General features: G+C 35.7%; 17 protein-coding genes. 14 read left to right on the top strand and 3 right to left on the bottom strand.

Translation table 11 applies throughout. From position 1 onward, the window contains the following. Nucleotides 1–109 precede the first annotated feature (109 nt). Nucleotides 110–2,533, bottom strand: a complete 2,424-nt coding sequence (locus PQ462_RS09310; protein ID WP_274253231.1) for a TonB-dependent receptor — start codon at nt 2,531–2,533, stop codon at nt 110–112. A 200-nt stretch (nt 2,534–2,733) separates the two neighbouring features. Between PQ462_RS09310 and PQ462_RS09305 the strand changes: the two genes are divergently transcribed. Together PQ462_RS09305 and PQ462_RS09300 are read left to right on the top strand one after the other, a co-directional pair. Continuing rightward, on the top strand, nt 2,734–4,014 hold the full coding sequence (locus PQ462_RS09305) for an acetyl-CoA C-acetyltransferase (protein ID WP_274253230.1): 1,281 nt from the start codon (nt 2,734–2,736) through the stop codon (nt 4,012–4,014). A 46-nt stretch (nt 4,015–4,060) separates the two neighbouring features. Next, a complete protein-coding gene (locus PQ462_RS09300; RefSeq protein ID WP_274253229.1) occupies nt 4,061–4,795 on the top strand; it encodes a hypothetical protein in 735 nt (244 codons plus the stop codon). A gap of 96 nt (nt 4,796–4,891) precedes the next feature. Here the strand turns inward: PQ462_RS09300 and PQ462_RS09295 are convergent, their stop codons facing one another. Beyond that, nucleotides 4,892–5,503, bottom strand: coding sequence for an FMN-dependent NADH-azoreductase (locus PQ462_RS09295; protein WP_274253227.1), 612 nt, complete (start codon nt 5,501–5,503; stop codon nt 4,892–4,894). A gap of 107 nt (nt 5,504–5,610) precedes the next feature. Between PQ462_RS09295 and PQ462_RS09290 the strand changes: the two genes are divergently transcribed. From PQ462_RS09290 to PQ462_RS09275, 4 genes are all read left to right on the top strand, one after another. Next, the gene (locus PQ462_RS09290; protein WP_012025308.1) at nt 5,611–5,982 is read left to right on the top strand and encodes a winged helix-turn-helix transcriptional regulator; all 372 of its coding nucleotides are present in this window, start codon (nt 5,611–5,613) and stop codon (nt 5,980–5,982) included. A 178-nt stretch (nt 5,983–6,160) separates the two neighbouring features. Next, nucleotides 6,161–9,079, top strand: a complete 2,919-nt coding sequence (locus tag PQ462_RS09285) for a PQQ-dependent sugar dehydrogenase (RefSeq protein WP_274253226.1) — start codon at nt 6,161–6,163, stop codon at nt 9,077–9,079. A gap of 92 nt (nt 9,080–9,171) precedes the next feature. Then, nucleotides 9,172–11,082, top strand: a complete 1,911-nt coding sequence (locus PQ462_RS09280; RefSeq protein WP_274253225.1) for a fumarate reductase/succinate dehydrogenase flavoprotein subunit — start codon at nt 9,172–9,174, stop codon at nt 11,080–11,082. 102 nt (nt 11,083–11,184) lie between these two features. Next, nucleotides 11,185–11,931, top strand: a complete 747-nt coding sequence (locus tag PQ462_RS09275) for a succinate dehydrogenase/fumarate reductase iron-sulfur subunit (protein ID WP_121361506.1) — start codon at nt 11,185–11,187, stop codon at nt 11,929–11,931. A gap of 157 nt (nt 11,932–12,088) precedes the next feature. Here the strand turns inward: PQ462_RS09275 and PQ462_RS09270 are convergent, their stop codons facing one another. Then, nucleotides 12,089–12,838 (bottom strand): 4-hydroxy-tetrahydrodipicolinate reductase, encoded by a 750-nt coding sequence (locus PQ462_RS09270; protein WP_274253224.1) that lies wholly within the window; start codon nt 12,836–12,838, stop codon nt 12,089–12,091. Nucleotides 12,839–13,222: 384 nt separating this feature from the next. Here PQ462_RS09270 and PQ462_RS09265 point away from each other — a divergent pair, with 384 nt between their 5' ends. The 8 genes from PQ462_RS09265 to PQ462_RS09230 all read left to right on the top strand — a co-directional run bounded on the left by PQ462_RS09265 (nt 13,223) and on the right by PQ462_RS09230 (nt 22,106). Continuing rightward, nucleotides 13,223–13,657: a DUF1810 domain-containing protein gene (locus PQ462_RS09265; RefSeq protein ID WP_012025313.1), complete on the top strand. Its 435-nt coding sequence runs from the start codon at nt 13,223–13,225 to the stop codon at nt 13,655–13,657. Between the two features lie 151 nt (nt 13,658–13,808). Next, nucleotides 13,809–14,162, top strand: coding sequence for a hypothetical protein (locus tag PQ462_RS09260; RefSeq protein ID WP_274253223.1), 354 nt, complete (start codon nt 13,809–13,811; stop codon nt 14,160–14,162). 235 nt (nt 14,163–14,397) lie between these two features. After that, nucleotides 14,398–15,093 (top strand): ABC transporter ATP-binding protein, encoded by a 696-nt coding sequence (locus PQ462_RS09255; protein ID WP_012025315.1) that lies wholly within the window; start codon nt 14,398–14,400, stop codon nt 15,091–15,093. 1 nt (nt 15,094) lies between these two features. Further along, nucleotides 15,095–17,395 carry a TonB-dependent siderophore receptor gene (locus tag PQ462_RS09250; protein ID WP_274253222.1) on the top strand — a complete coding sequence of 767 codons (2,301 nt, stop codon included), beginning with the start codon at nt 15,095–15,097 and terminating at the stop codon, nt 17,393–17,395. Nucleotides 17,396–17,587: 192 nt separating this feature from the next. Then, nucleotides 17,588–19,039, top strand: a complete 1,452-nt coding sequence (locus PQ462_RS09245) for an ABC transporter permease (RefSeq protein ID WP_274253221.1) — start codon at nt 17,588–17,590, stop codon at nt 19,037–19,039. A gap of 1 nt (nt 19,040) precedes the next feature. Further along, nucleotides 19,041–20,390 carry a DUF3526 domain-containing protein gene (locus tag PQ462_RS09240; protein ID WP_274253220.1) on the top strand — a complete coding sequence of 450 codons (1,350 nt, stop codon included), beginning with the start codon at nt 19,041–19,043 and terminating at the stop codon, nt 20,388–20,390. Nucleotides 20,391–20,555: 165 nt separating this feature from the next. Next, the gene (locus PQ462_RS09235; protein WP_274253219.1) at nt 20,556–21,194 is read left to right on the top strand and encodes a hypothetical protein; all 639 of its coding nucleotides are present in this window, start codon (nt 20,556–20,558) and stop codon (nt 21,192–21,194) included. A 312-nt stretch (nt 21,195–21,506) separates the two neighbouring features. Continuing rightward, nucleotides 21,507–22,106, top strand: coding sequence for an RNA polymerase sigma-70 factor (locus PQ462_RS09230; RefSeq protein ID WP_274253218.1), 600 nt, complete (start codon nt 21,507–21,509; stop codon nt 22,104–22,106). Nucleotides 22,107–22,124 lie beyond the last annotated feature (18 nt).

The raw sequence follows: 22,124 nt of genomic DNA, 5'->3' as shown, positions 1-22,124 counted from the left end.
AAATGTATCAATTAAAAAACTTTGATCCTTTGTCTCTATGAACCTTTGAACCTATATAAAAAAAGCATCCGCTGATAACGGATGCTTTTTTTATATGATTGTCTTAAAATTAAAACAATTTATATGTCACGCCAACTCTAAAGTTTCTCGGCGCTTCTGTCTGCCAGTAATAAGCCTGCAGCCACTCATAGTAAGAACCACTGTATAAATACTTATCTAAAATATTAAATACGTTTGCCGTAATTTTAACTTTTCCTGTTTCATAAGACAAACCTCCATCTAATTTAAAATAGTTTGGAAGCCTTTCAAGACCTACACTCCAAGTATCAGTCTGACGGCCTACCAGACCAGTTCCCCCTATAGAAGCTCCAAAACCTTTTAGTTTACCGCTTTGTATTGTATAATTTAACCATGCATTTGCTGTATGTTTTGCATATCCGGGAACTGTAGAACCTGCAGCAATAGTTGGAACATTAGAAGAGGTCACGATAGATTCAGTAAAAGCATAATTAGCTATTACATTTAAGCCGTCAATAATTTTTCCTCTAACGTCAAATTCAATACCTTCTGCTCTTTTTTCTCCCAAAATAACTTTATAAATGTCATTAGGCCCATTTTTTGGATCAGATGTAAGCTCATTTTTCTTTGTAATTCTATAAGCAGAAAGTGTAGTATTCCATGATCCGTCAAACCAGTCTCTTTTAATACCAAATTCCAGATTATTTCCTGTAAGCGGTTTTATAGGATCTCCATTTTGAGTAATTCCAGATTGAGGAATAAATGCCTGATCGTACAATCCGTAAACACTTGTATTTGAATCTATAGAAAAACTAAGTCCTGCACGAGGTGTAATATGGGTATCTTCCTGTGTATCTCCCCAGCTCGATTGACTTAACCATGTATATCTTGCAGCAAGAGTTAATCTTAATCTGTTTTCAAAAAAACCTAATTCATCCTGAATGTAACCCGCAGCATATTCTGAACTCATAATTCCTCCTGCTCTCTGGCTGAGCGGTGTTTCATGATCAAAAGCCGGAAAACCATTTGATGGAGTTCCATAATTTGGATTATATACATTAAAAGGATTGTCTACAGTATCAAGATCATGAGATTGTCCCCAGTCTGCCATATAATCTTTATTTCCTAAATCAATCCCTGCTAATATTTTGTGAGAGACAGCACCTGTTTTGAATTTTCCGTTAACGAAAATCTGTCCTAAATACATATTACTTTCAGCATCCCAGATACCCACGTTTCTAATAATTTCACCATAAGCAAGATTACCTTCTGGTGTACCGTCAAAATCTCTGTCGGCTGGTCCGGGACCTACAACGCCAGGCCATGAACTATATCCCTGCTGAATATATTTAAAGTATGAAGTCTGAGCTGTAAGTTTCCAGTTCTCATCAAATTTATGTTCAAATTGCAAATAACCGCTGTGATCCTGAATATTAGTATCAGGCAATCCTGGCTGAGTCATTGTAAAATTACGCGGTAAAGCAGCATAACCGCCGGCCTGAGGTCCAAAAACATAATAAGAACCAACCTCAGTCATGTTAGCATATTGAAAATTATATTCGGCTGTAATTTTTGTTTTATCATCAATTTGATATGAAATTACAGGAGCAATTACATAACGGTCATTGTGTTCAAACGGACGGTGAGATCTTTTCTTTTGAGCTGCCCCATTAAATCTGTAAAGCAGTTTTCCGGCTTTATCCAGTTTTCCGTCAAGATCAAGGCTCACTCTGTAAAAATCATAACTTCCTACAGTTGCCGTAACCTCACCTTTTGAAATTCCGGTAGGCTTTTTAGTTACTACATTATAAAGTCCGCTTGGATCACCGCTCGAAAGCATAAATCCTGCAGGTCCTTTTACAAACTCGATATGATCTACAAAACTCATATCCTCTGTTAAAGGTCCCCAGAAAGAAGATACCACATTAAATCCGTTACGAAAAGCCTGAATCTGAGTACCACGCATTGTAATATTGGTATACAAATCTCCCCAGTGTTCTAAACGTACAGCACCACTTACGTTACGGATAACACCATCGCTCATACTTGTAATCTGCTGGTCTTTTAGTGTTTGCGCACTTACAATTTGAATATTCTGAGGAATTTCAAGAACAGGAGTCTGAAGACGTAATGATAACGAAGGTTTATCTTGTTTGTACTTATTTTTTGTAATCACTACTTCATCAAGATCTTCCTGAGTTTCAGAAAGTGAAAAGTTTTTTACTGTAGTTTGTTTTGCTGTAACAACAATTGCATCTTCAAGCGGACGAATACCTACTGAACGAACACTAATAGTGTAAGAACCTGGTTTTACATTTCTAATTTCATATTGTCCGTTTGCATTGGTAACAGACGAATGTTTGGTTCCTTTAAGAACTACCGAAATACCTTCTAATGGTTCATTTCCGCTTAAAGCAACTTTTCCGCTCACTTTTCCTAATTCCTGGCTCATCATAGTAAATGATGTTAAAAGAACTATAAAAAAACAGACATTCTTAATGGTATTTATACTCATTTTGGTAAAATTTTAAGTTTTGTTTGGCAAAAGTAGATTCAAATATTTTGTTTTCCAAATTATTTTAATTCATTCTAAATAAATACAATTAAAAACTGCTTTTTAGTGAAATAATTTCAAACCCGAATTTTATTGCTAATTTTTAATTAAGTCTGCTTATCTTTAATCCTGCAAAAACAAATCCGTCAAAACAAAATCTTATGAATACCAGCAAAACAGTTAGAAAAGTCGCTATTGTAGGTTACAACCGAATTCCTTTTGCAAGAGCAAATACCGCCTATGCATCTGTTGGAAATCAGGAAATGATGACTGCCGCCCTAAACGGACTTGTCGATAAGTATAATCTGCAGGGCCAATTATTAGGTGAAGTTGCCGGAGGCGCTGTAATCAAACATACCTACGATAATAATTTAATCAGAGAATGTGTAATGAAAACCGCTCTAGATCCTGCTACTCCTGCCTGCGATTTACAACAGGCCTGCGATACCGGAATTGAAAGTGCAGTTTATATTGCCAATAAGATTGCATTGGGGCAAATTGAATCTGGAATTGCGGGCGGTGTAGATTCTATCAGCGATATACCAATGGCAGTAAGTGAAAAACTAAGGAAAGTTTTGTTAGAAGCCCGACAAGCAAAATCGCTGGGCGGAAAAATCAAAGCATTTTTAAAATTAAGACCGAAAGACCTTTCGCCTTTAGTTCCTAAGAATGAAGAGCAGCAAACGGGACTTTCAATGGGCGGACATACTGAGATTACGGCAAAATATTATAAAATTTCAAGAGAAGATCAGGATAATTTTGCACTTAAAAGTCATTTGAATATGGCAAAAGCGTATGATGAGGGCTTTTTTAATGATATGATTACGCCCTTTAACGGACTTGAAAAAGATAATAATCTGAGAAAAGACAGCTCGATTGAAAAACTGGCAAAACTAAAACCGGCATTCGATAAAGTAAACGGAACCTTAACTGCCGGAAATTCTACTCCCCTTACGGATGGTGCTTCTTGTGTGCTTTTAGCCAGCGAAGAATGGGCAAAAGAACGCGGTCTTCCTATTTTGGCATATATTACTTTTGCTGAAGTTGCCGCGATAGAATATGTAAAAAATCAACAGAATCTTTTGCTGGCACCTTTATTTGCAGCAAGCCGAATGCTTGAAAAAGCTGAATTAAATTTGCAGGATTTTGATTATTATGAAATTCATGAAGCTTTTGCTGCGCAGGTATTGGCAACTTTAAAAATTTGGGAAAGCCCGGAATTAAGTGCTGAGTTAGGCTTAAAGAAAACACTTGGTGCAATAGACCGCGAAAAATTAAATGCAAAAGGAAGCAGTCTTGCAGCCGCGCATCCTTTTGCGGCAACAGGAGGCAGAATAATTGGCGTAATGGCAAAATTACTAAACGAAAAAGGTTCAGGCCGTGGATTTGTTTCGATTTGTGCTGCTGGCGGACAAGGCGTTACTATGATAATAGAAAAGTAAAAAATATTCCTTTAATTAAAATCTGCTGTATACAAAACAATACTAAATGGGTATAATACAAAAAATACTTGCTGCTATTTTTCCAAAACGCAAAGCAGTTGTTATCTTAAACGAACAAAAAGAGCTTTTTAATGCTATAATAAATGCTTTACCAGATGAATTCTCAGATGTAAAAGCGCAGGCTGAAAACAATAATTTTCTTGGGTTTAAAAACTGGAGTCTGCATCCGGATTTTAAGTACACTGAAATTACTTATCCAGGAGAAAACTACTTTAAATACAAAAAGAGAGGCAGAAACAGTAAGATTTCAGGTCTCACCATATTCTCCAAAACCAATAAAAAATTTGAAGAAATTGAAATCCTGCTTTGGGACAATTTAATCTGGGCATTAAAAATAAGTCATTCTAATTATGACCTGAAAGAGTTTGATTTATCTTCTATTAAAGGTAAAAATGCAATAGAGGTAAATTTTGAATTTCCGGCAAGACAGGTTGATCTTTTTTATGATAGTTTAGACGAACATATTAAACAAAAACTGGATTATAATGATGTATTAGACATCGATTATTTTGGAGAAACTTTTTATACTTTTTGTGAACTGGAAGACGGGAACTATTTAGCTGTAAATAACACTTTAGAAGTATATTCGATAGTTCATGATGCCGAACCAATGCTTCTAAAAATGGAAATTCCTTTTATAGATATTCTGGAACAGCTAGCTTCAAATCAATTCGATAAAGAACAACATCTTGATAAACGATATGCAGATCAGGCAGTGTAAACATATAATTTTTAAAACTCAAAACCCGGCAGAGTTTTAAATCCTGCCGGGTTTACTATATACGAGAATGTTCAACCGTCGTAATTATAGTTTATCTTAAAAGGCAAATTCTTCTACAGAAGATAAGGCTTTTGGTAAAGCATTTTCGGCAAAATCAGGAATTGCAGTTCCTTCTACACGAAAAGTTGTAACATCAGTCATTCCTAAAAAGCCTAAAACGGTTCGAAGATAGGATTCTGAAAAATCGTAGCTTTTGTAAGGCCCTTCAGAAAAAATAGCACCAGACGCAATTGATAAATACACTTTTTTATCGGTTACCAATCCTTTTGGTCCTTCGGCGCTGTAACTAAAAGTCTTTCCTGCTCTGGCAACCTGATCAATCCAGCCTTTTAAAACTGCCGGAATACCAAAATTGTACAAAGGCACACCAATTACAATTACATCCGATTCTAATAAAGTTTGTATCGCTTCATCAGAATACTTAAGTGCCTCAGTCTGCTCTGTGGTATGAGTATTTTCAGGAGCGTATACAGCACTTATATGCGAATTAGTCAAATATGGTAAAGGTGTTTTAGTAAGATCAAGAGTTTTTACTTCGGTTTCAGGATTTGCTGCAGTTAATTTTTCAATAACAGCATTCGAAAGCTGATTACTAAATGAAGTATCACCATTGGTACTGGTAATTATGCGTAGAATTTTTTGGCTCATAACTTATATAATTTGTTTTACGATACAAACTTATCTACATTTGCTATCTCTTTTATAGTACTATCCTCAAGGATAGCGCTTTCATTGAGGATAGTAACATTATTAGTATGAAAACAAAAGGTGAACTAACAAAAGAAATGGACTGTCAGCCAGAAGAATGTCTTGCTGCATTATTACCCGTAAGAGATGCTCTGGAAGTTTTAAGCGGCAGATGGAAACTCCCAATTTTAATTGCCTTATCAAACAGACCGAAACGTTTTAAGGAAATTTCGAAAGACATAAACGGAATTACAGATAAAATGCTTTCTAAAGAACTTAAAGATCTGGAAATAAACAAACTGGTTACCAGAACAGTTTATGATACCTTTCCGCCAACTGTTGAGTACGCCAGAACAGAACACAGTCATACTTTGTATAATGTTATAAGTGCATTAAACGAATGGGGAACTTTGCATCGAAAAGAAATTATTGGTAAGTAAACCCTTGAATTACAGAAGAAATTAATCTGCATCAAAAAACTTTGTGCCTCTTTTCCTTAGTAAATCTACACCTTTTGAAGTCCTCAATCGATATCGTAAAGAAATTTTAGTAAAACAAATAATTATACAGAAATAGACTAAATTTGATTACCCAAATCACTAAAATTTCTGAATAATTATGAAAAAAACTTTACATTTTAACATTAAGAAGCACTTTTTTAGTTATTTCCTACTGATTTCTGCTTTATTAATTTCAAGTCAATCTTATTCTCAATACATCACCCAAAACCTTGCTCCCACTGCTGTCATAAAAGAAGGACTTGCATTGGAACAAGCTCCAGACGGAAGAATTTTTATTGCAGAAAGAGCCGGAATTGTCAAAGTTTTTCAAAACAATACGGTATCAACAGTTTTTACAGTAACTACATTAACAGATGCTGAGCAAGGTTTACTTGGGCTCACACTTCATCCTAACTTTGCTGCAAACGGCTATATTTATGTTTTTTATGCCATTAACGATGGTGTGGTAAGACATAGAATTGAAAGAATCAAAATCGATACTAATAATCAGGTAGTCAGCAGACAGGAAATTTTACTTTTAGAGCCTATTGGCGGCGGATTTCACAATGGAGGCGATTTAAAATTTTTCAACGGCTATCTTTATGTAACTGTTGGAGACAGTCAGCAGGCTTCAAATTCGCAGGATTTAGATACTTACAAAGGAAAAATCCTTCGTTTAACTGAAGACGGACAGCCGGCTCCGGGAAATCCTTTTTATGGAAGCGGTTCTGTACAAAGACAAAGCATCTGGGTTTACGGTTTTAGAAATCCATGGCGATTGGTTGCTAATGAAACAGCCAATAAATTGTTTGTTTTAGATGTTGGAACTTCATGGGAAGAAGTAAACGAAATAAGCAATCCTGCTATTCGCAATTATGGATGGGGACATCCGCAGGGAGGCGACGGAAAACAAACTGAAATAAATCTTTTTACGAATCCAATTTTTACCTACGCAACAGGAAGTATTGGAAATGCTTTAACAAACGGCGTGCTTTATAATCCGGCAATCTCTCGTTATCCTAATCTTCAGGGGAAATTTATAATTAAGGATTATGTTCGAACAGAAATACGATCATTTGATCCTAATATTGCCGATCCGGTTTCTACAGTATTCTTTACCGCACCGCAGCAGCAGGCGCTCGGAATGATGTTAGGTAACGATGGCTATATTTATTACTGTGCTTACGGAAATAACGGCTCGTTAATTAAACTTGATTATATTGAAACAGCGGCTCCTACAATTGTTAATCATCCTGTTTCTCAATCTATAATGGAAACCAATCCTGTAACTTTTTCAGTTTCGGCAAGTGGTACAGGATTAACTTATCAATGGCAGTTTAACAATGCTAATATAAACGGAGCAACTGCAGCAACCTATACAATTCCGAATGTTACAAATGCAAATGCGGGAAATTACAGAGTTATAGTTACCAATACTGCCGGAAATACAACCAGTAATCCCGCCGTTTTAACTGTTACACCATTTAGTAATGCGCCAACTGTATCTATTATTTCTCCTTTACCAGCATTAAAATGGAATGCCGATGATGTTGTTGCTTTTGAAGCCACGGCATCAGATGTTGAAGACGGAACTTTACCAGCAAGTGCATTTTCATGGAATATTGATCTTTTTCACGAAGACATTCCCGGAGCCGGACACTCACATCCGGGTGCGAGTCCGCAAGGCGTAAAATCAGGAAATTTTACAGCTTCAAATCAAGGAGAAAAAACGCCAAATGTATGGTATCGATTTACCGTAAAAGTAACCGACAGTAATGGTTTAACAGGAACTGCTTTTGTAGACATTAAACCCAATTTAGTTAATGTTACAGCGGCAAGTTCGCCTGTTCCGCTTAATTTAGAATTCAACCAAAAACCAGTTACCTCACCTTCAACAAAACAAGTTGTGGCAAATGCTGCTTTACAAACTTTAAATGCACCTACGCCTCAATATATTGGAAATATCCGCTATGATTTTGACCATTGGAGCCAGGGAGGAAATGCCAATCAAACATTTAAAGCTCCTGCCACAGGAACAATAACATACACAGCATTTTATACTGAAACAGTTCTTCAAAATGCCCCTTATCAAGGATTAATTGCCCAAATTCCGGGTATTATTGAAGCTGAAAATTATGATGTGGGCCCAGGTGCTTTTCTGGATAAAAACGGCGGCGGAGATACAGCTTACAGACCGGGTGACGGAGTAGGAACTGAAGTCTGCAACGAAGGCGGTTTTAATCTTGCCTATGTTGCAAAAGATGAATGGCTGAAATATACTGCAAAAGTAAATACAACCGGAAATTATACTATAAACCTAAGAGTTGCCACGCCATATAATACCCGAAAATTACATCTTGAAGTCGATGGTGTAAATGTTACCGGAGTCGTGAATATTCCAAATACTGGGGGTTTCCAGAACTGGCAGACTGTTTCAATTCCAAATATTCCATTAACGCAGGGCAATCACGTTATTACTTTGCATTTTGATGAAAACGACACGAATGTAAATAAAATGGAGTTTGTATTATCAGGAAGTACAACCACTCCTATCGCCGATTATGAAGTAACACCTCAAATGGGCTGTATAAATACGCCCGTAACTTTTACATCAGTTTCAGTAGGAACGGTAGACAATTATCTTTGGAATTTTGGCGAAGGCGCTCAGCCGGCAACCGCAGCCGGAATTGGACCGCATACGGTGATTTACGGAACCGAAGGAACAAAAACAGTTTCATTAACAGTCAGCAATTCTATTGGAAGTAATACTAAAAACAATTCTCCTTTTGAGGTGCATAATTGTAATTTGGGTGTCGAAAATCCAAATGAAGAATCAAATAGGATTATCGTTTATCCAAATCCGTCAAAAGGATTATTTCATTTGTCAAAAGAATTAGAGTGGACCGTGTTTTCTGTTTCTGGAAGTAAAATTAAAGAAGGCAGAGGAAACGAAATCTCAATTTCTGAACAGGCATCCGGAATTTATTTCTTAAAAACAAATGCATCAGCTAAAGCAATAATAATCAGCAAACAATAATTTTATTTTATAAGATTTTTATATTAAATTTAGGGTTCTAAAGTACTATTACTTTCAAAATTTTGCATGAATTCATTTTAAACCGCTAAAAAATGATGGAGTCAAAAATACCCGAAGGCCCGCTTGCCGAAAAATGGAATACTTATAAAGCAAAAGCTAAACTCGTAAATCCGGCCAACCGAAAAAAATTAAACATAATCGTTGTTGGCACCGGACTTGCGGGAGCTTCCTGCGCAGCCTCTTTGGCCGAACAGGGTTACAACATAAAATCATTCTGTTTTCAGGATTCAGTCAGAAGAGCCCATTCTGTTGCCGCGCAAGGAGGTGTTAATGCTGCCAAAAATTACAAAAATGACGGCGACAGTGTTTTCAGAATGTTTTATGATACCATAAAAGGCGGCGATTTTAGATCCCGCGAAGCCAATGTGTACCGATTAGCCGAATGTTCTGCTGCCTTAATAGATCATGCTGTGGCACAAGGCGTTCCCTTTGCCAGAGAATATGCCGGATATTTAAACAATCGTTCGTTTGGCGGTGTTCAGGTTTCCAGAACTTTTTATGCACGCGGACAGACCGGACAACAGCTTTTATTAGGTGCTTATCAGGCTTTGATGAGACAGGTTTCATTAGAAAAAGTAAGCTTACATACCCGTCATGAAATGCTCGATTTAGTGGTTATTGACGGAAAAGCAAAAGGAATTATTGCGCGAAATCTTGAAACCGGAGAACTCGAACGCCATGCTGCAGATGCTGTTGTCTTAGCATCCGGAGGCTACGGAAAAGTATATTACCTCTCGACATTAGCAATGGGCTGTAACAGTTCTGCCATTTGGAGAGCCCATAAAAAAGGTGCCTATATGGCTGGTGTAAGCTGGATTCAGTTCCACCCTACTTCACTGCCTCAGCACGGAACCAATCAATCGAAACTTACTTTGATGTCAGAATCGCTTCGTAATGATGGACGCATCTGGGTTCCCAAAACAGCTGCAGATGACAGGCTTCCAAATTCAATTCCCGAAGAAGAACGCGATTATTATCTAGAACGCCGTTATCCTTCTTTTGGAAATCTAGCTCCCAGAGATATTTCATCGCGTGCCGCAAAAGAAAGAATCGATGCCGGACATGGCGTCGGCCCAATGAAAAATGCTATTTATCTGGATTTCTCCGATGCTATAAAAGCGCAGGGAAAAGATAAAATAGAAGCCAAATACAGTAATCTTTTTGCGATGTACGAAAAGATTACCGGAATCAACGCTTACAAAGAACCCATGCTGATTTCTCCTTCGGCTCATTTTACTATGGGCGGACTTTGGGTTGATTATGAATTAATGACCACAATTCCGGGTTTATTTGCTCTTGGAGAAGCTAATTTTTCAGATCATGGCGCCAATCGGCTTGGTGCCAATTCATTACTTCAAGCCTGTGTAGACGGTTATTTTATTGCTCCTTATACCATTCCAAATTATTTAGCCGGAGAATTAAATACTCCTAAAGCTGCTATTACGCATCCCGCTTTTGATGAAGCGGAAAGCGCTGTCAGAAAACAATTGGATAAATTTCTAAACAGCAAAGGAACACTTAGTGCTGATTATTTTCATAAAACTATCGGCAGGCTTTTGTATGAAAAATGCGGTTTATCCAGAAGCCGAAAAAGCCTCGAAGAAGCAATTGAAGGGATTAAAATCTTAAAAACTTCTTTTGAGAATGAGCTTTTAATTACCGGAGATGATACTTTAAACAGCGAATTAGAAAAAGCAGGACGAATAGCCGATTATCTCGAATTAGCCGAATTAATGTGCTATGACGCCCTGCAGAGAGAAGAATCCTGCGGTGCGCATTTTAGAGAAGAATACCAGACTCCCGATGGTGAAGCGGTTCGGAATGACGCTGAATTCTGTTATGTTTCGGCCTGGGAATGGCAGGGAAAAGATAAGCCTCAAAAATTACATAAAGAACCTCTTGTGTTTGAAGCTGTTGAACTTACTGTTAGAAGCTATAAATAAATGGTGAATGGTGAATTGTAAATTATTAATTAACAATCCACAAGTTCAATTTTAAAACTCACCAGTAATTCATAATTAACAATTTATAATTAATAATTAGCTATGAAACTCTTTCTAAAAATATGGCGTCAGTTTGATACTTCTTCTAAAGGAGAAATGGTAGATTATGAATTAGACGGTGTTTCAGAACACATGTCTTTTCTCGAAATGCTGGATCTTTTAAACGAATCTTTAATTCAGAAAAAAGAACGTGTAATTGAATTCGATCATGACTGCCGTGAAGGAATCTGCGGTCAATGCGGCGTTATGATTAACGGAAGAGCGCACGGACCTTTAAAAAATACTACAACCTGCCAGCTTCATATGCGAAGTTTTAAAGACGGCGAAACGATTTATATTGAACCTTTTAGAGCAAAAGCATTTCCGGTTTTACGAGATTTAAAAATCGACCGAAGCGCTTTTGATGCTATTATCTGTTCCGGCGGCTTTATTGGCGCTTCAACCGGACAGGCGCCAGAAGCCAACAGTATTCCAATATCTTTTGAAACTGCCGAAGCTTCTTTTGATGCTGCCGCCTGCATTGGATGCGGTGCGTGTGTGGCTTCTTGCAAAAATGCAAGTGCAGCTTTATTTGTCGGGGCTAAAATAACGCATTTGGCTTTGCTTCCTCAGGGAAAAGTAGAAGCTTCAAAAAGAGCCATTACAATGGTAAAACAAATGGATGCAGAAGGTTTTGGGAATTGTTCTGATACCAGAGCCTGCGAAATCGAATGCCCGCAGGGAATTTCGGTGCTTTCAATTGCTAAAATGAATTTAGAATACATGAAAGCTTTGACTTTTAGAAAGTAATTATGAAGTTAAGTCAACAATTAGAGATTTCTCGCAAAGACGCAGAGCCGCAAAGTTTTAAAACTTAAAAAAGAAGATCTTTGCGAATCTGCGTCTTTGCGAGATAAAAATATATTTTTATTTCGTTTAGATGAACAAAAACAGTTCATTTAAAAACTTAAATCGCAAAATAAGGCGTCAAAATATCTTCAAAATTGTAAAGTCCTTTTTTCTTGTCTTTTAAATTCTCAGCTACAAAAACGACTCCGTTTCCAAAGGCTTCTCTTGAAATTGATTCGTGAATTAAACGAACCGTTTGGTACGGAAATCCGAAAATAACTTCATGTTTTCCAACGATTCCTCCCGCTCTTACCGAATTGATGTTTTCTTTTTCAACATCAAGCGCTTCGGCAATTTTTAAAGCTGTACCCGATGTGCCTTGCTTTTTCTTAAAATGTTCTTCATTTACTTCAATATCAACCCACGGGGCAATTTTCTTTAAAAACTTGGCCGCAAACAATAAATAATTGACTCCTAATGTGATATTTGGCGACCAGAAAACGGTTGTTTTATTCGATAATTTTTTGAGTAGTTTTAATTCATTTTCTTCATAATTTGAAATTGCAGAAATAATTTTAACGTTGTTTAATGCCGCCGATTCTCCATAAGTGTAAATTCCTTCATTTGATGAAAAATCAATAATAACATCAACCGGATGTTTTTCCAGTAATTCCTCTATACTTGTAGTGGCACTTGAATAAATTAATCCGGGTTCTTCTGACTCGACTCCGAAAAATTCCGGAACTGATCTGTGCTCTAAAACTTTACTTTGTCTTAAAACCCACTCCAGTGAGAATTTTTTGTTTTCCAGTAATATTGACGCTACTGATTTTCCAGTCTTTCCAAATCCGATTAATCCTATTTTCATATAATATTTTTTAAATTGAGTATGAAACTCGTTAGCAGAAATTGATACTTTTAGAAAGCAGAACAATCAGGAAATTGCTCCAAAAAAAGCCTCTAAAATATCGTAGTTTGATAAAAATAGGAAAATTGTAACAGTTTTACTAACTAAAATTGACTTTTATAACAATTCAAGAAGCAGTTAACAAGAATTATTTTGCTAATTAGAATTTCTTACATAATTATTTAAAATTCTCATCAAAAAGGATTTTGCAGCCAAATTTCTACATCAAAACTCCTTCGTAATATTTAAAAAAAATAGCAGTAAAAAAAAGATTTAGTAATATACAACTAAACTTATTTTCAGTAGTTTTATGGCCTGATACCCCTGAATCAATATCAGTAAAGAATGGCTTACAATACGAAAGAATTAGTGCGATTTTTAGATGCTCAAAACAAGCTGTATTTAACGGCTCTTGATGAAATAAAAAAAGGTAAAAAGGAATCTCCGTGGATGTGGTTTATTTTTCCTCAAATAAAAGGAATGGGTTCCAGCGATACTTCTAAGTTTTACGAAATTAAAAGTGCTGATGAAGCTATTGCTTTCTTAGAACATCCTATTTTAGGAAAACATCTTGTTGAAATCACGGCAGAATTAATTAAGAAAGAAGATGAGACTGTAACTGATATATTTGGAACTCCGGATGTAGCAAAACTACAGTCGTGCATGACTTTGTTTGCCAGTATTCAAAATACAGAACCGGTTTTTCAGGAAGTTTTGCATAAATACTTCGACGGATCATCTGACTTTCATACACTTCAATTGCTATACAGTAATTTATAAGAAGTAAGAATCATTTTGCAAATACTCCTGATCTTCTAAAAATAAGATCAATTTAGCTGCATTTTTAAATAAGATATCTATATTTGCAACACTGTTGCGATTATTTATTTGATAACTAAACATTTAAATATCGGAACAGAAATGCCACAGAATGAAGAAAAAGGTTATAGCAGTGAATTTTTTGATGTCTTTTGCAGTATTGTTCGCCATGCTGTTTCAGACAGTTCACTCTTATGAACATATCTTAAGGCTTTCTTCAGAAAAGCATTGTGATCATAAATACACCACAGGGCAAAAGGAATTAACACACAGCCATTCGGTTGATGCAAACTGTCATATTTGTCATTTTGCTTTTAGTACGTTTGTTCCAAACTCATTCCAGAGCTTTTCATTTCACAAAACATTAGTCGAAGCTGCTTCTTATAAATTCTTTTATTTTGAGGGAATTTCAGCTTTTTTCAAAGGCAGTCTCTTTGCCCTGCGTGCACCTCCTGCATTCATTTAATTACCACAGTTTATTTTCTCAAATTAAAATAGCTTTTACCTCATTTATTCAAATAGGTAAAGGAAAATCTATTTTATAATTCATTTGATCTGGATTTTTTAGCCTAATCAAGTAAATCTCTTTTTAAATTGTTGTAATCCTCAAAAAACTAATATTCAAGCTTTTAACAACTCTTAAAAGCCTGAAAATTTCTATATCTATTATTTAAAATTAATTTTTCTCAACAAATAAATTTATGCTTACAGCAACAAACCTGACCAAGAAATATGGCGATCATACGGCTTTGAATGCCTTAAACTTAACAATAAAAGAAGGTGAAATTTTTGCTCTCTTAGGGCAGAACGGTGCCGGAAAAACGACTACCATTAATTTGTTTTTAGGTTTTATAGAACCTACTTCGGGAGAATTAGAAATCAATAACATTTCAGTTACAGAGAATAATCAGGAAACTAAAAAACATGTTGCTTATATTCCGGAAACCGTAATGTTATATCCAAATCTTACAGGTTTAGAGAATCTTAAATTCTTTTCGTCATTGGCAGGATTTAAATATTCTACAGGAGAATTGACTTATTTTTTAACTAAAGCGGGGCTTCAGGCTGGTGCTCACGATCAAAATTTAGGAGGTTATTCTAAAGGAATGCGTCAAAAAGTGGGAATTGCAATTGCCATCGCTAAGAGAGCAAAAGTGCTTTTACTGGACGAACCTACAAGCGGCTTAGACCCAAAAGCATCTAACGAATTTTCGCAGATTTTAAAAGAACTTTCGGCAGACGGAACGGCTATTTTAATGGCAACCCACGATATTTTCAGAGCCAGAGAAGTTGCTTCACACATCGGAATCATGAAACAGGGAAATTTAGTTACCGTGATTGAGGCTGATAAAATATCAGCAAATGAACTGGAAGATTTGTATTTACAAACTGTTTAAGATGAAAAATATATTCTCTTTTTTACTTTTAATAAGCGGTACACATTTCATCCAGGCACAAAATAACAATAACAAAGTTAAAGACAGTATTGCAAAAGATTCTCTGGAAATGCAAACCAAACGAAATGAATTGCAGACCGTTGAAATTGTAGGCCGTTCGACCAAGAAATACAACAGCGATTATTCGTTTGCAGCAACAAAAATTGCCGCTTTAAACAAAGATATTCCGCAGTCTATTTCGACAATTACCAAAGAATTAATTGCTGACAAAGGTGCTTTTTATCTGGCCGATGCAGTGAAAATGTCGAGTGGTGTAATTCCGGCAAGTTATTACAATCAATATACAATTCGCGGTATCAGCCAGAATGAAGAAGGCCAGATAATTAACGGAATGCGAACGCGCCAGTATTATTTTTTACAGCCTTTAACGAGTAATATTGAACGTGTTGAAGTCATAAAAGGTCCATCGAGTGCCACATTTTCTTCTGTTGATCCGGGCGGAAGTATCAATATGGTGACCAAAAAACCTTTGGCAATAGACCGAAAAGAAATCAGCATGAGCGTGGGGAGTTTCAGCACTTTGCGAGGAACACTTGATTTTACCGGACCTTTAAACGAATCAAAAACACTTTTATATCGTGTAAACGGTGCCTATCAGCAGGCAAAATCATTTCGTGATTTAGTTAATAATAAATCGTTTTTGATCTCGCCTTCTTTCAGTTATATACCAAATGAAAAAACGGCCATTAACACCGAGTTAATTTTAAGTGACATGACCGGAATTCTGGATCGCGGACAGCCTATTTTTGGTGCTGTCGCCGGAAAAACAAGTTTAAATAAAACACCGATAAGTTTAAATCTGGGCGCTCCAAGTGATTTTTTTAAATCGAAGGAAATGATCCTGATGACCAATTTTGCGCATAAATTCAATTCTAAAATTGGTTTTAATGCGTCGTATATGAAACAAACCTGGACAGAAGATCTTCAGGAACACCGCACCACAAATGCTTTTGCGGTTGACATGAACAATCAGCCTGTTACGAGTCTGGCTATGATGCAGTTTGTACAGCGTGAGCAAAATTGGGATATTGACAATTTGAGTGCGTATTTAAACTTCGATTTAAAAACAGGAAAGCTCCATCATAAATTACTGACAGGTTACGATTTAAGCAGCTGGAACAAAAATAAAGGCGGCGGACAAAACGCGGCGAGAGGTTATCTGTTGAAAGACGGAACTGTTGCGAGCAGTTTTGTTTTGGCAAATGCATCAAATTATCAAACCGTAACCGTTGACGGCGTTGTAATGCCAAAACCAAATGTTGATTATTTTAATTTGAATAATCCGAGTTACAGACTGACCAGTCCTGAAGATTATACGCTGAATGTGAGAACAGCGCTTCCATCGGCATTAACTACTACAAATGCCATTTATATTCAGGATCAGATTCAATGGGAAAAGTTTACTTTTTTATTGGGACTTCGAAACGAATGGTTTGAAGATATTACGAACTATGAAACCAGTAACGAACTGAAAGTCAAAAAATCGGCTTTACTGCCAAGAATTGGAATTACGTATGCCGTAAACAGTGCCATAAATGTGTACACAACGTATCTGGAAGGTTATCAGCCTCAATCGAATACCGTTACTTTGATGCCTCAAACAGCAAGTTTACCGGGCGGCAGTTTATTTGACCCGCTAGAAAGTGATTTAAAAGAAGTAGGAATCAAAACTACTTTTTTAAACAACTCGATGAGTTTTAATGCGGCGATTTACGAAATCAGACAGCGCAACATTTTAATGAATGCTAATGATCCCGTAAATCCTGATTTACTGGTAACGAGAGGCGCTGAACGAAGCCGTGGTTTTGAATGTGATTTAGCAGGTTATATCACACCAGACTGGCAGATTAATGCCTCGTACAGTTATATTGATGCCGAAATTACAAAAGATAATAATCCGGCTTTAATTGGTGCCCGAAAGCAAAACACGCCAAAAAACAGCGCCAACTTATGGACACGCTACAACTTTGCTTCAGATTCTGATTTGCAAGATTTAGGAATTGGAATTGGAATGCAGTACCAAAGCAGTAAAGTACCTTGGTTTACAAGAGATTTTACACTTCCAGATTTTACCATTTTTGATGCTGCTTTGTTTTACAAACCAAATAAAAGCAATGTGCAGATTGCTGTAAATGCGGGCAATTTATTAAACAAAACGTATTGGCTTGGCGCTCAGAATTATCTGCGTTTATTTCCGGGAAGTCCGCGAAACGTTACGCTTACGGTAACTTATAAATTTTAATTCGTTGAAGTGAAAAATATTTAAACACATAGAAACATAGCTGTAGATTGATTTTAAAAAAGGCGTTTCACTAGCATCAATTCACATAGCTATGTGTTAAAAACTAGTTTCTTTCGATTACCTTCTATAGAAAAAAATCTATGGTTCTATGTGTTTAAACCATTACACGCAACTGATAAATTTTAAATAAATATGAAATTATTACATACAGAACTCCTTATAGCCAGACATTTTAAAAATTCTGTTTTTAAAAATCAGGCGATTTATATTATTACATTTTTTATTGGCGCCTTGCTTTTATTTGCTGCGTTTTCGGGCTGGGACAATTACAAAAACCAAAACGAAACCAGCGAAAAATATCAGCATGAATCCCGCGAAGACTGGTTGAAAAACCCGGATAAAAATCCGCATAGAATGGCACATTACGGGAATTTTGCTTTTAGAAAAAGTACTTCCCTGAGCGTTTTTGAATTTGGAATGGAACTGTTTTTTGGAAATGCAATTTTTCTTGAAGCGCACAAGCAAAATACAGCCAATTTCTCTGAAGCCGGATTTTCAAACAGCATGCTTCGTTTCGGCGAAATCAGCATTGCCATGGTTTTACAGGTTTTACTGCCTTTATTAATCTTTTTTGTCGGTTTCAATTCTGTGGCATACGAAAGAGAAAACGGAACTTTAAAAATCCTTTTGAGTCAGGGAATCAGCTGGAAACAGCTTTTGTTTGGTAAAGTCCTGGGAGTTGCCAGCGTTGTTATGCTGCTTTTTATTCCCACCATTATCATTTTGGTTTTAATCTGGCTAACGCTTCAAAACTTTTCAATTTCGGCCGATGAAACAATAAAAATGCTTTTATTTATTGGGTTTCATTTTATTTATCTGATGTTCTTTTGCGTCGGAGCAGTTTTGATTTCGGCGTCAAGCAAAACCTCAAAAAAAGCATTGGTTTCGTTAATTGGAATCTGGCTGATTTTTACCATCATTCTGCCAAGAACAACACAGGCCATTGGAGCTTATTTGTATGAAGCACCTTCTAAAATTCAGTTTAACAGCGATATCGAAAAAGATATCCTGAAACAAGGCGACAGTCATAACCCAAATGATGTGCATTATAAAGCCATAAAAGACTCTTTACTTCGGGCTTATAAAGTCGATTCGGTGCAGAAACTTCCTTTCAATTATTCAGGATTTATTATGACCGAAGGCGAAAAAATCAGCTCGAATATTTACAACAAACATTTAGAAGAACTTTTGAAAATTTATGCCAGACAAAACAGTTTTTCTAAAGCCGTTTCTTTCTTTAATCCGTACATCGCGATGAAAAATTTATCGATGGGATTATCGAATACTGATTATGATTCGTACATCGATTTCCAGAAACAAGCTGAGAAATACCGTTATGGAATGGCGCAGAAAATGAATGCTTTGCAGGTAAAATACATCAGCAATAAAAAACCCGGACCCAACGATAAACCGCTTACAATTGGCAGAGAACATTGGGCTGATGTTGAAGAATTTCATTATGAACCAAAAGGCGTCTGGGAGGTTTTAAAAACCGAAATCGTTTCTGTTATTTCTATTCTTTTATGGGTAATTCTGCTATTTGTTTTGATCAGAATTGCTGCTAAAAATCTAAAAGCCATTTAATATGTTAGTACTCTTATTTAAAAATTTCATACGTTCAAAAGGTACCAAAATTGGCTTACTTTTTTTATTAATCATTGGTTTTATAAGTCTTTTAATTGGCCGTCAGTTTCAGGAAAAACAACAAAATAGTATTACCGAAGCAGCTGTTTATCAAAAAGAACATATTGCGAGAAATGCTGCTTTTCATAAAGACGAAATTGGACTTCTCCTCTACTACATTAAATTTTCATTGGTTAATAATACATTGCCCATTAACAGTTTGGCAATTGGGCAGCGCGATGTAAATCCGTCCATTCAAAATGTTACGATTCGAGGTTTGGAAGGCCAGAAATACGATTCAGAACTCAATAATCCGAGCAATCTTTTGTCAGGAAATATCGATTTTAGTTTTGTGCTTTTATATTTATTTCCGCTTTTGATTATTGCTTTTTCGTATAATATTATTTCAGAAGAAAAAGAATCTGGAACCTGGAAAATTGTAGCAACACAAAGTCCGAATACGTTTTTGTATATCTTAAAATTGTTCTATATCAGAATTTTAAGTCTAACAGCTCTTTTAACTTTGATTCTTTTAGCGGCTGTTTTGTTTTTGCAGATTCCAATTGATAAAGCATTTCTGGTGTTTTATGGACTTTCGGTTTTGTATATTTTATTTTGGTTTGCGGTTTGTTTTTTCATTGTTTCTCTTCAAAAAAACTCCAATTTCAATGCTGTAATTTTATTGACAATCTGGCTGTTTCTAATTATCATTCTTCCGGCGGGAATCAATACGTATATCATCAATAGATATAAAGTTCCCGAAGCTTTAGAATTAACGCTTACGCAGAGAAATGCCTATCATGAAAAATGGGATATGGATAAACAGGAAACGCTGGATAAATTCTACAAACATTATCCGCAGTTTAAAAATTATCCTTTACCTGATAAAGAATTCAGCTGGCTTTGGTATTATGCTATGCAGCAAATGGGCGACGACGAATCGGCTGTACAATCCAAAGAATTAGAAACGAAACTACAGCAGCGAAACCGCGCGAGTGAACTGATTGCGCAATTTATTCCAACGCTTCACACACAAATTCAGTTAAATGAAATTGCAAAATCTGATTTGCGAAACCAACTTTTGTTTTTAAAAGAAACAACGAAATTTCATGAAAAACTACGCCTGCATTTTTATCCAAAGATATTTGATAATGCTCCGGTCAACGAACAAAAATGGGGAGATTTTAAAGTAGAAACTTTTACTGATAATTCTGAAACGAGTTTTATGAAAGCATTTTTACCATTATTACTTTTCAATTTATTGCTGATTGGTTTTGGATGGCGAAATTTTAATCGTAAAGTTATTATTTGATTTTTTAACCTCGAAGTTATATTACCGCAAAGAGCGCGAAGGTTTACGCAAAGTTCGCAAAGTTTTAAATAAAGCTTTGCGGGCTTTGCGTTTTTTATAAGGATACTAAGTGAAAAAACTTTGCTTGCGGTTAAAAAGTAGTACTTTTAATGAAATTTCCATTTAATGAAAAAAATATTTATAGCCGGCGTTGTCTTTGTATTCATTTTATATGCTTTCAAAAAATTAGTTTATGATTCTTATCAATGGAAAAAAGCAATTAACAGCCCTGAGCATAAACTGCAACTAGGAAGTTTTATCTTTAGTAAACAAAGCGGCTCTAACGGGAGTCAAAGCATGGAACACAAATACTTTATTTTTAAGGTAATTGAAATAAACGGCGATTATGTGAAACTTTCGGTTATTAGGCAGTTGTCGCAAAAAGATAAGCTGCTCCAATCTGATTTTTCGACAACCAAAGAAGCTTATAAAGATTTAAAACAAAATATAGGAAATACAAAAATCACAGGAATTCTAAAAGAGGATTTGTATAAAGCCGGTCCTTCTTATACTTTGAATAATTTTTTATTAGAAAAATATCCTTCATTACTGGACTCCAGATATTATTTTGAAGAAATCCCTGAGAATAAAAAAAATCTTCCAATACCAGTTGATTACAACGAATTACAGGAATATTTCAGTTTAGTTTATTCTAAAGATGAAATTATAAACAAGGGAAAACTGGTTCCATGGGTTTTAAACAACAACACTACACCTGAATTAGCCGAGAGGTTGTCTCAAAATATAGATTTGATACTTAATTAACCGCAAAATTATTTAAACGAAAAGAATACAATCCCGATAGCCATCGGGAACACAAAGTTCGCAAAGTTTTTAGGTAAAGCTTTGCGAACTTGGCGTTTATATTACGTAAGTAAATACTAAAACCTTGCGTGCTTTGCGGTTACAAAAACTGCAATACTAAACCTATTCTGAATAATTTTTTCAGGAAAGTAGTTTATTTGAATTTTATTTAGAATTAATATAAATAAACTTTTATATTTGCCGCTTTCCGGGCAAATATAAGTACTTTTTAAAATTTACTTAATATTGCTTTTCCAAAATAAATTTTTATTAATGAACAACAATACCAGTTTCGAATTAAATCTCTTCAAATCCTTTAAGGAAGGAGACGAAACTGCTTTCAAGTTTTTCTATGATAAATACTTTAGAAGAATTCAGTCTTTCAGCGTTCAGTTTATTTATGACCAGGAAGAAGCCGAGAATCTGGCTCAGGAAGCTTTACTACACCTATGGCAGAATAGAGAAAGTGTAGAATCTATAAACGGAATTCAGGCCTTTTTGTTTACTTATGCCAAATCTAAATGTTTGAATTTAATCCGCCATAATAAGGTGAAGGATAAATTTAAAAACGACTTACTTAACCACAAAGAAAGAGAACTGGATATTGAGGTTTTAAATTCGCTTCAATTCGATACTTTAGAATTAACTGAATTAGAACGTATCATTCAGGAATCTATCAACGATTTGCCGCCCAAAACCAGGGAAGTTTTTATAAAAAAACGCTTCGAAAATAAAAAAAATGCAGAAATCGCCGTAGAAATGGAAGTTACCTTAAAAGCCGTAGAAGCCCATATGACAAAGGCTTTGAAGATTTTAAAGACCAAATTATCGGATTATTTGTTCCTAATCTTTATCCTTATTTATAATAATTAAGAATAAAAGGTAGGGTTT

It is taken from the genome of Flavobacterium sp. KACC 22758 (genome assembly GCF_028736135.1).
Lineage (GTDB): Bacteria > Bacteroidota > Bacteroidia > Flavobacteriales > Flavobacteriaceae > Flavobacterium > Flavobacterium johnsoniae.
Note: the sequence above shows the minus strand (reverse complement) of the source record. Positions and strands in the feature narration are given on the sequence as shown.

Excerpts from the sequence above, each read along its gene's own strand:
- PQ462_RS09310 (WP_274253231.1), bottom strand. The coding sequence starts at position 2,533 with ATGAGTATAAATACCATTAAGAATGTCTGTTTTTTTATAGTTCTTTTA.
- PQ462_RS09305 (WP_274253230.1), top strand. The coding sequence starts at position 2,734 with ATGAATACCAGCAAAACAGTTAGAAAAGTCGCTATTGTAGGTTACAAC.
- PQ462_RS09300 (WP_274253229.1), top strand. The coding sequence starts at position 4,061 with ATGGGTATAATACAAAAAATACTTGCTGCTATTTTTCCAAAACGCAAA.
- PQ462_RS09295 (WP_274253227.1), bottom strand. The coding sequence starts at position 5,503 with ATGAGCCAAAAAATTCTACGCATAATTACCAGTACCAATGGTGATACT.
- PQ462_RS09290 (WP_012025308.1), top strand. The coding sequence starts at position 5,611 with ATGAAAACAAAAGGTGAACTAACAAAAGAAATGGACTGTCAGCCAGAA.
- PQ462_RS09285 (WP_274253226.1), top strand. The coding sequence starts at position 6,161 with ATGAAAAAAACTTTACATTTTAACATTAAGAAGCACTTTTTTAGTTAT.
- PQ462_RS09280 (WP_274253225.1), top strand. The coding sequence starts at position 9,172 with ATGATGGAGTCAAAAATACCCGAAGGCCCGCTTGCCGAAAAATGGAAT.
- PQ462_RS09275 (WP_121361506.1), top strand. The coding sequence starts at position 11,185 with ATGAAACTCTTTCTAAAAATATGGCGTCAGTTTGATACTTCTTCTAAA.
- PQ462_RS09270 (WP_274253224.1), bottom strand. The coding sequence starts at position 12,838 with ATGAAAATAGGATTAATCGGATTTGGAAAGACTGGAAAATCAGTAGCG.
- PQ462_RS09265 (WP_012025313.1), top strand. The coding sequence starts at position 13,223 with ATGGCTTACAATACGAAAGAATTAGTGCGATTTTTAGATGCTCAAAAC.
- PQ462_RS09260 (WP_274253223.1), top strand. The coding sequence starts at position 13,809 with ATGAAGAAAAAGGTTATAGCAGTGAATTTTTTGATGTCTTTTGCAGTA.
- PQ462_RS09255 (WP_012025315.1), top strand. The coding sequence starts at position 14,398 with ATGCTTACAGCAACAAACCTGACCAAGAAATATGGCGATCATACGGCT.
- PQ462_RS09250 (WP_274253222.1), top strand. The coding sequence starts at position 15,095 with ATGAAAAATATATTCTCTTTTTTACTTTTAATAAGCGGTACACATTTC.
- PQ462_RS09245 (WP_274253221.1), top strand. The coding sequence starts at position 17,588 with ATGAAATTATTACATACAGAACTCCTTATAGCCAGACATTTTAAAAAT.
- PQ462_RS09240 (WP_274253220.1), top strand. The coding sequence starts at position 19,041 with ATGTTAGTACTCTTATTTAAAAATTTCATACGTTCAAAAGGTACCAAA.
- PQ462_RS09235 (WP_274253219.1), top strand. The coding sequence starts at position 20,556 with ATGAAAAAAATATTTATAGCCGGCGTTGTCTTTGTATTCATTTTATAT.
- PQ462_RS09230 (WP_274253218.1), top strand. The coding sequence starts at position 21,507 with ATGAACAACAATACCAGTTTCGAATTAAATCTCTTCAAATCCTTTAAG.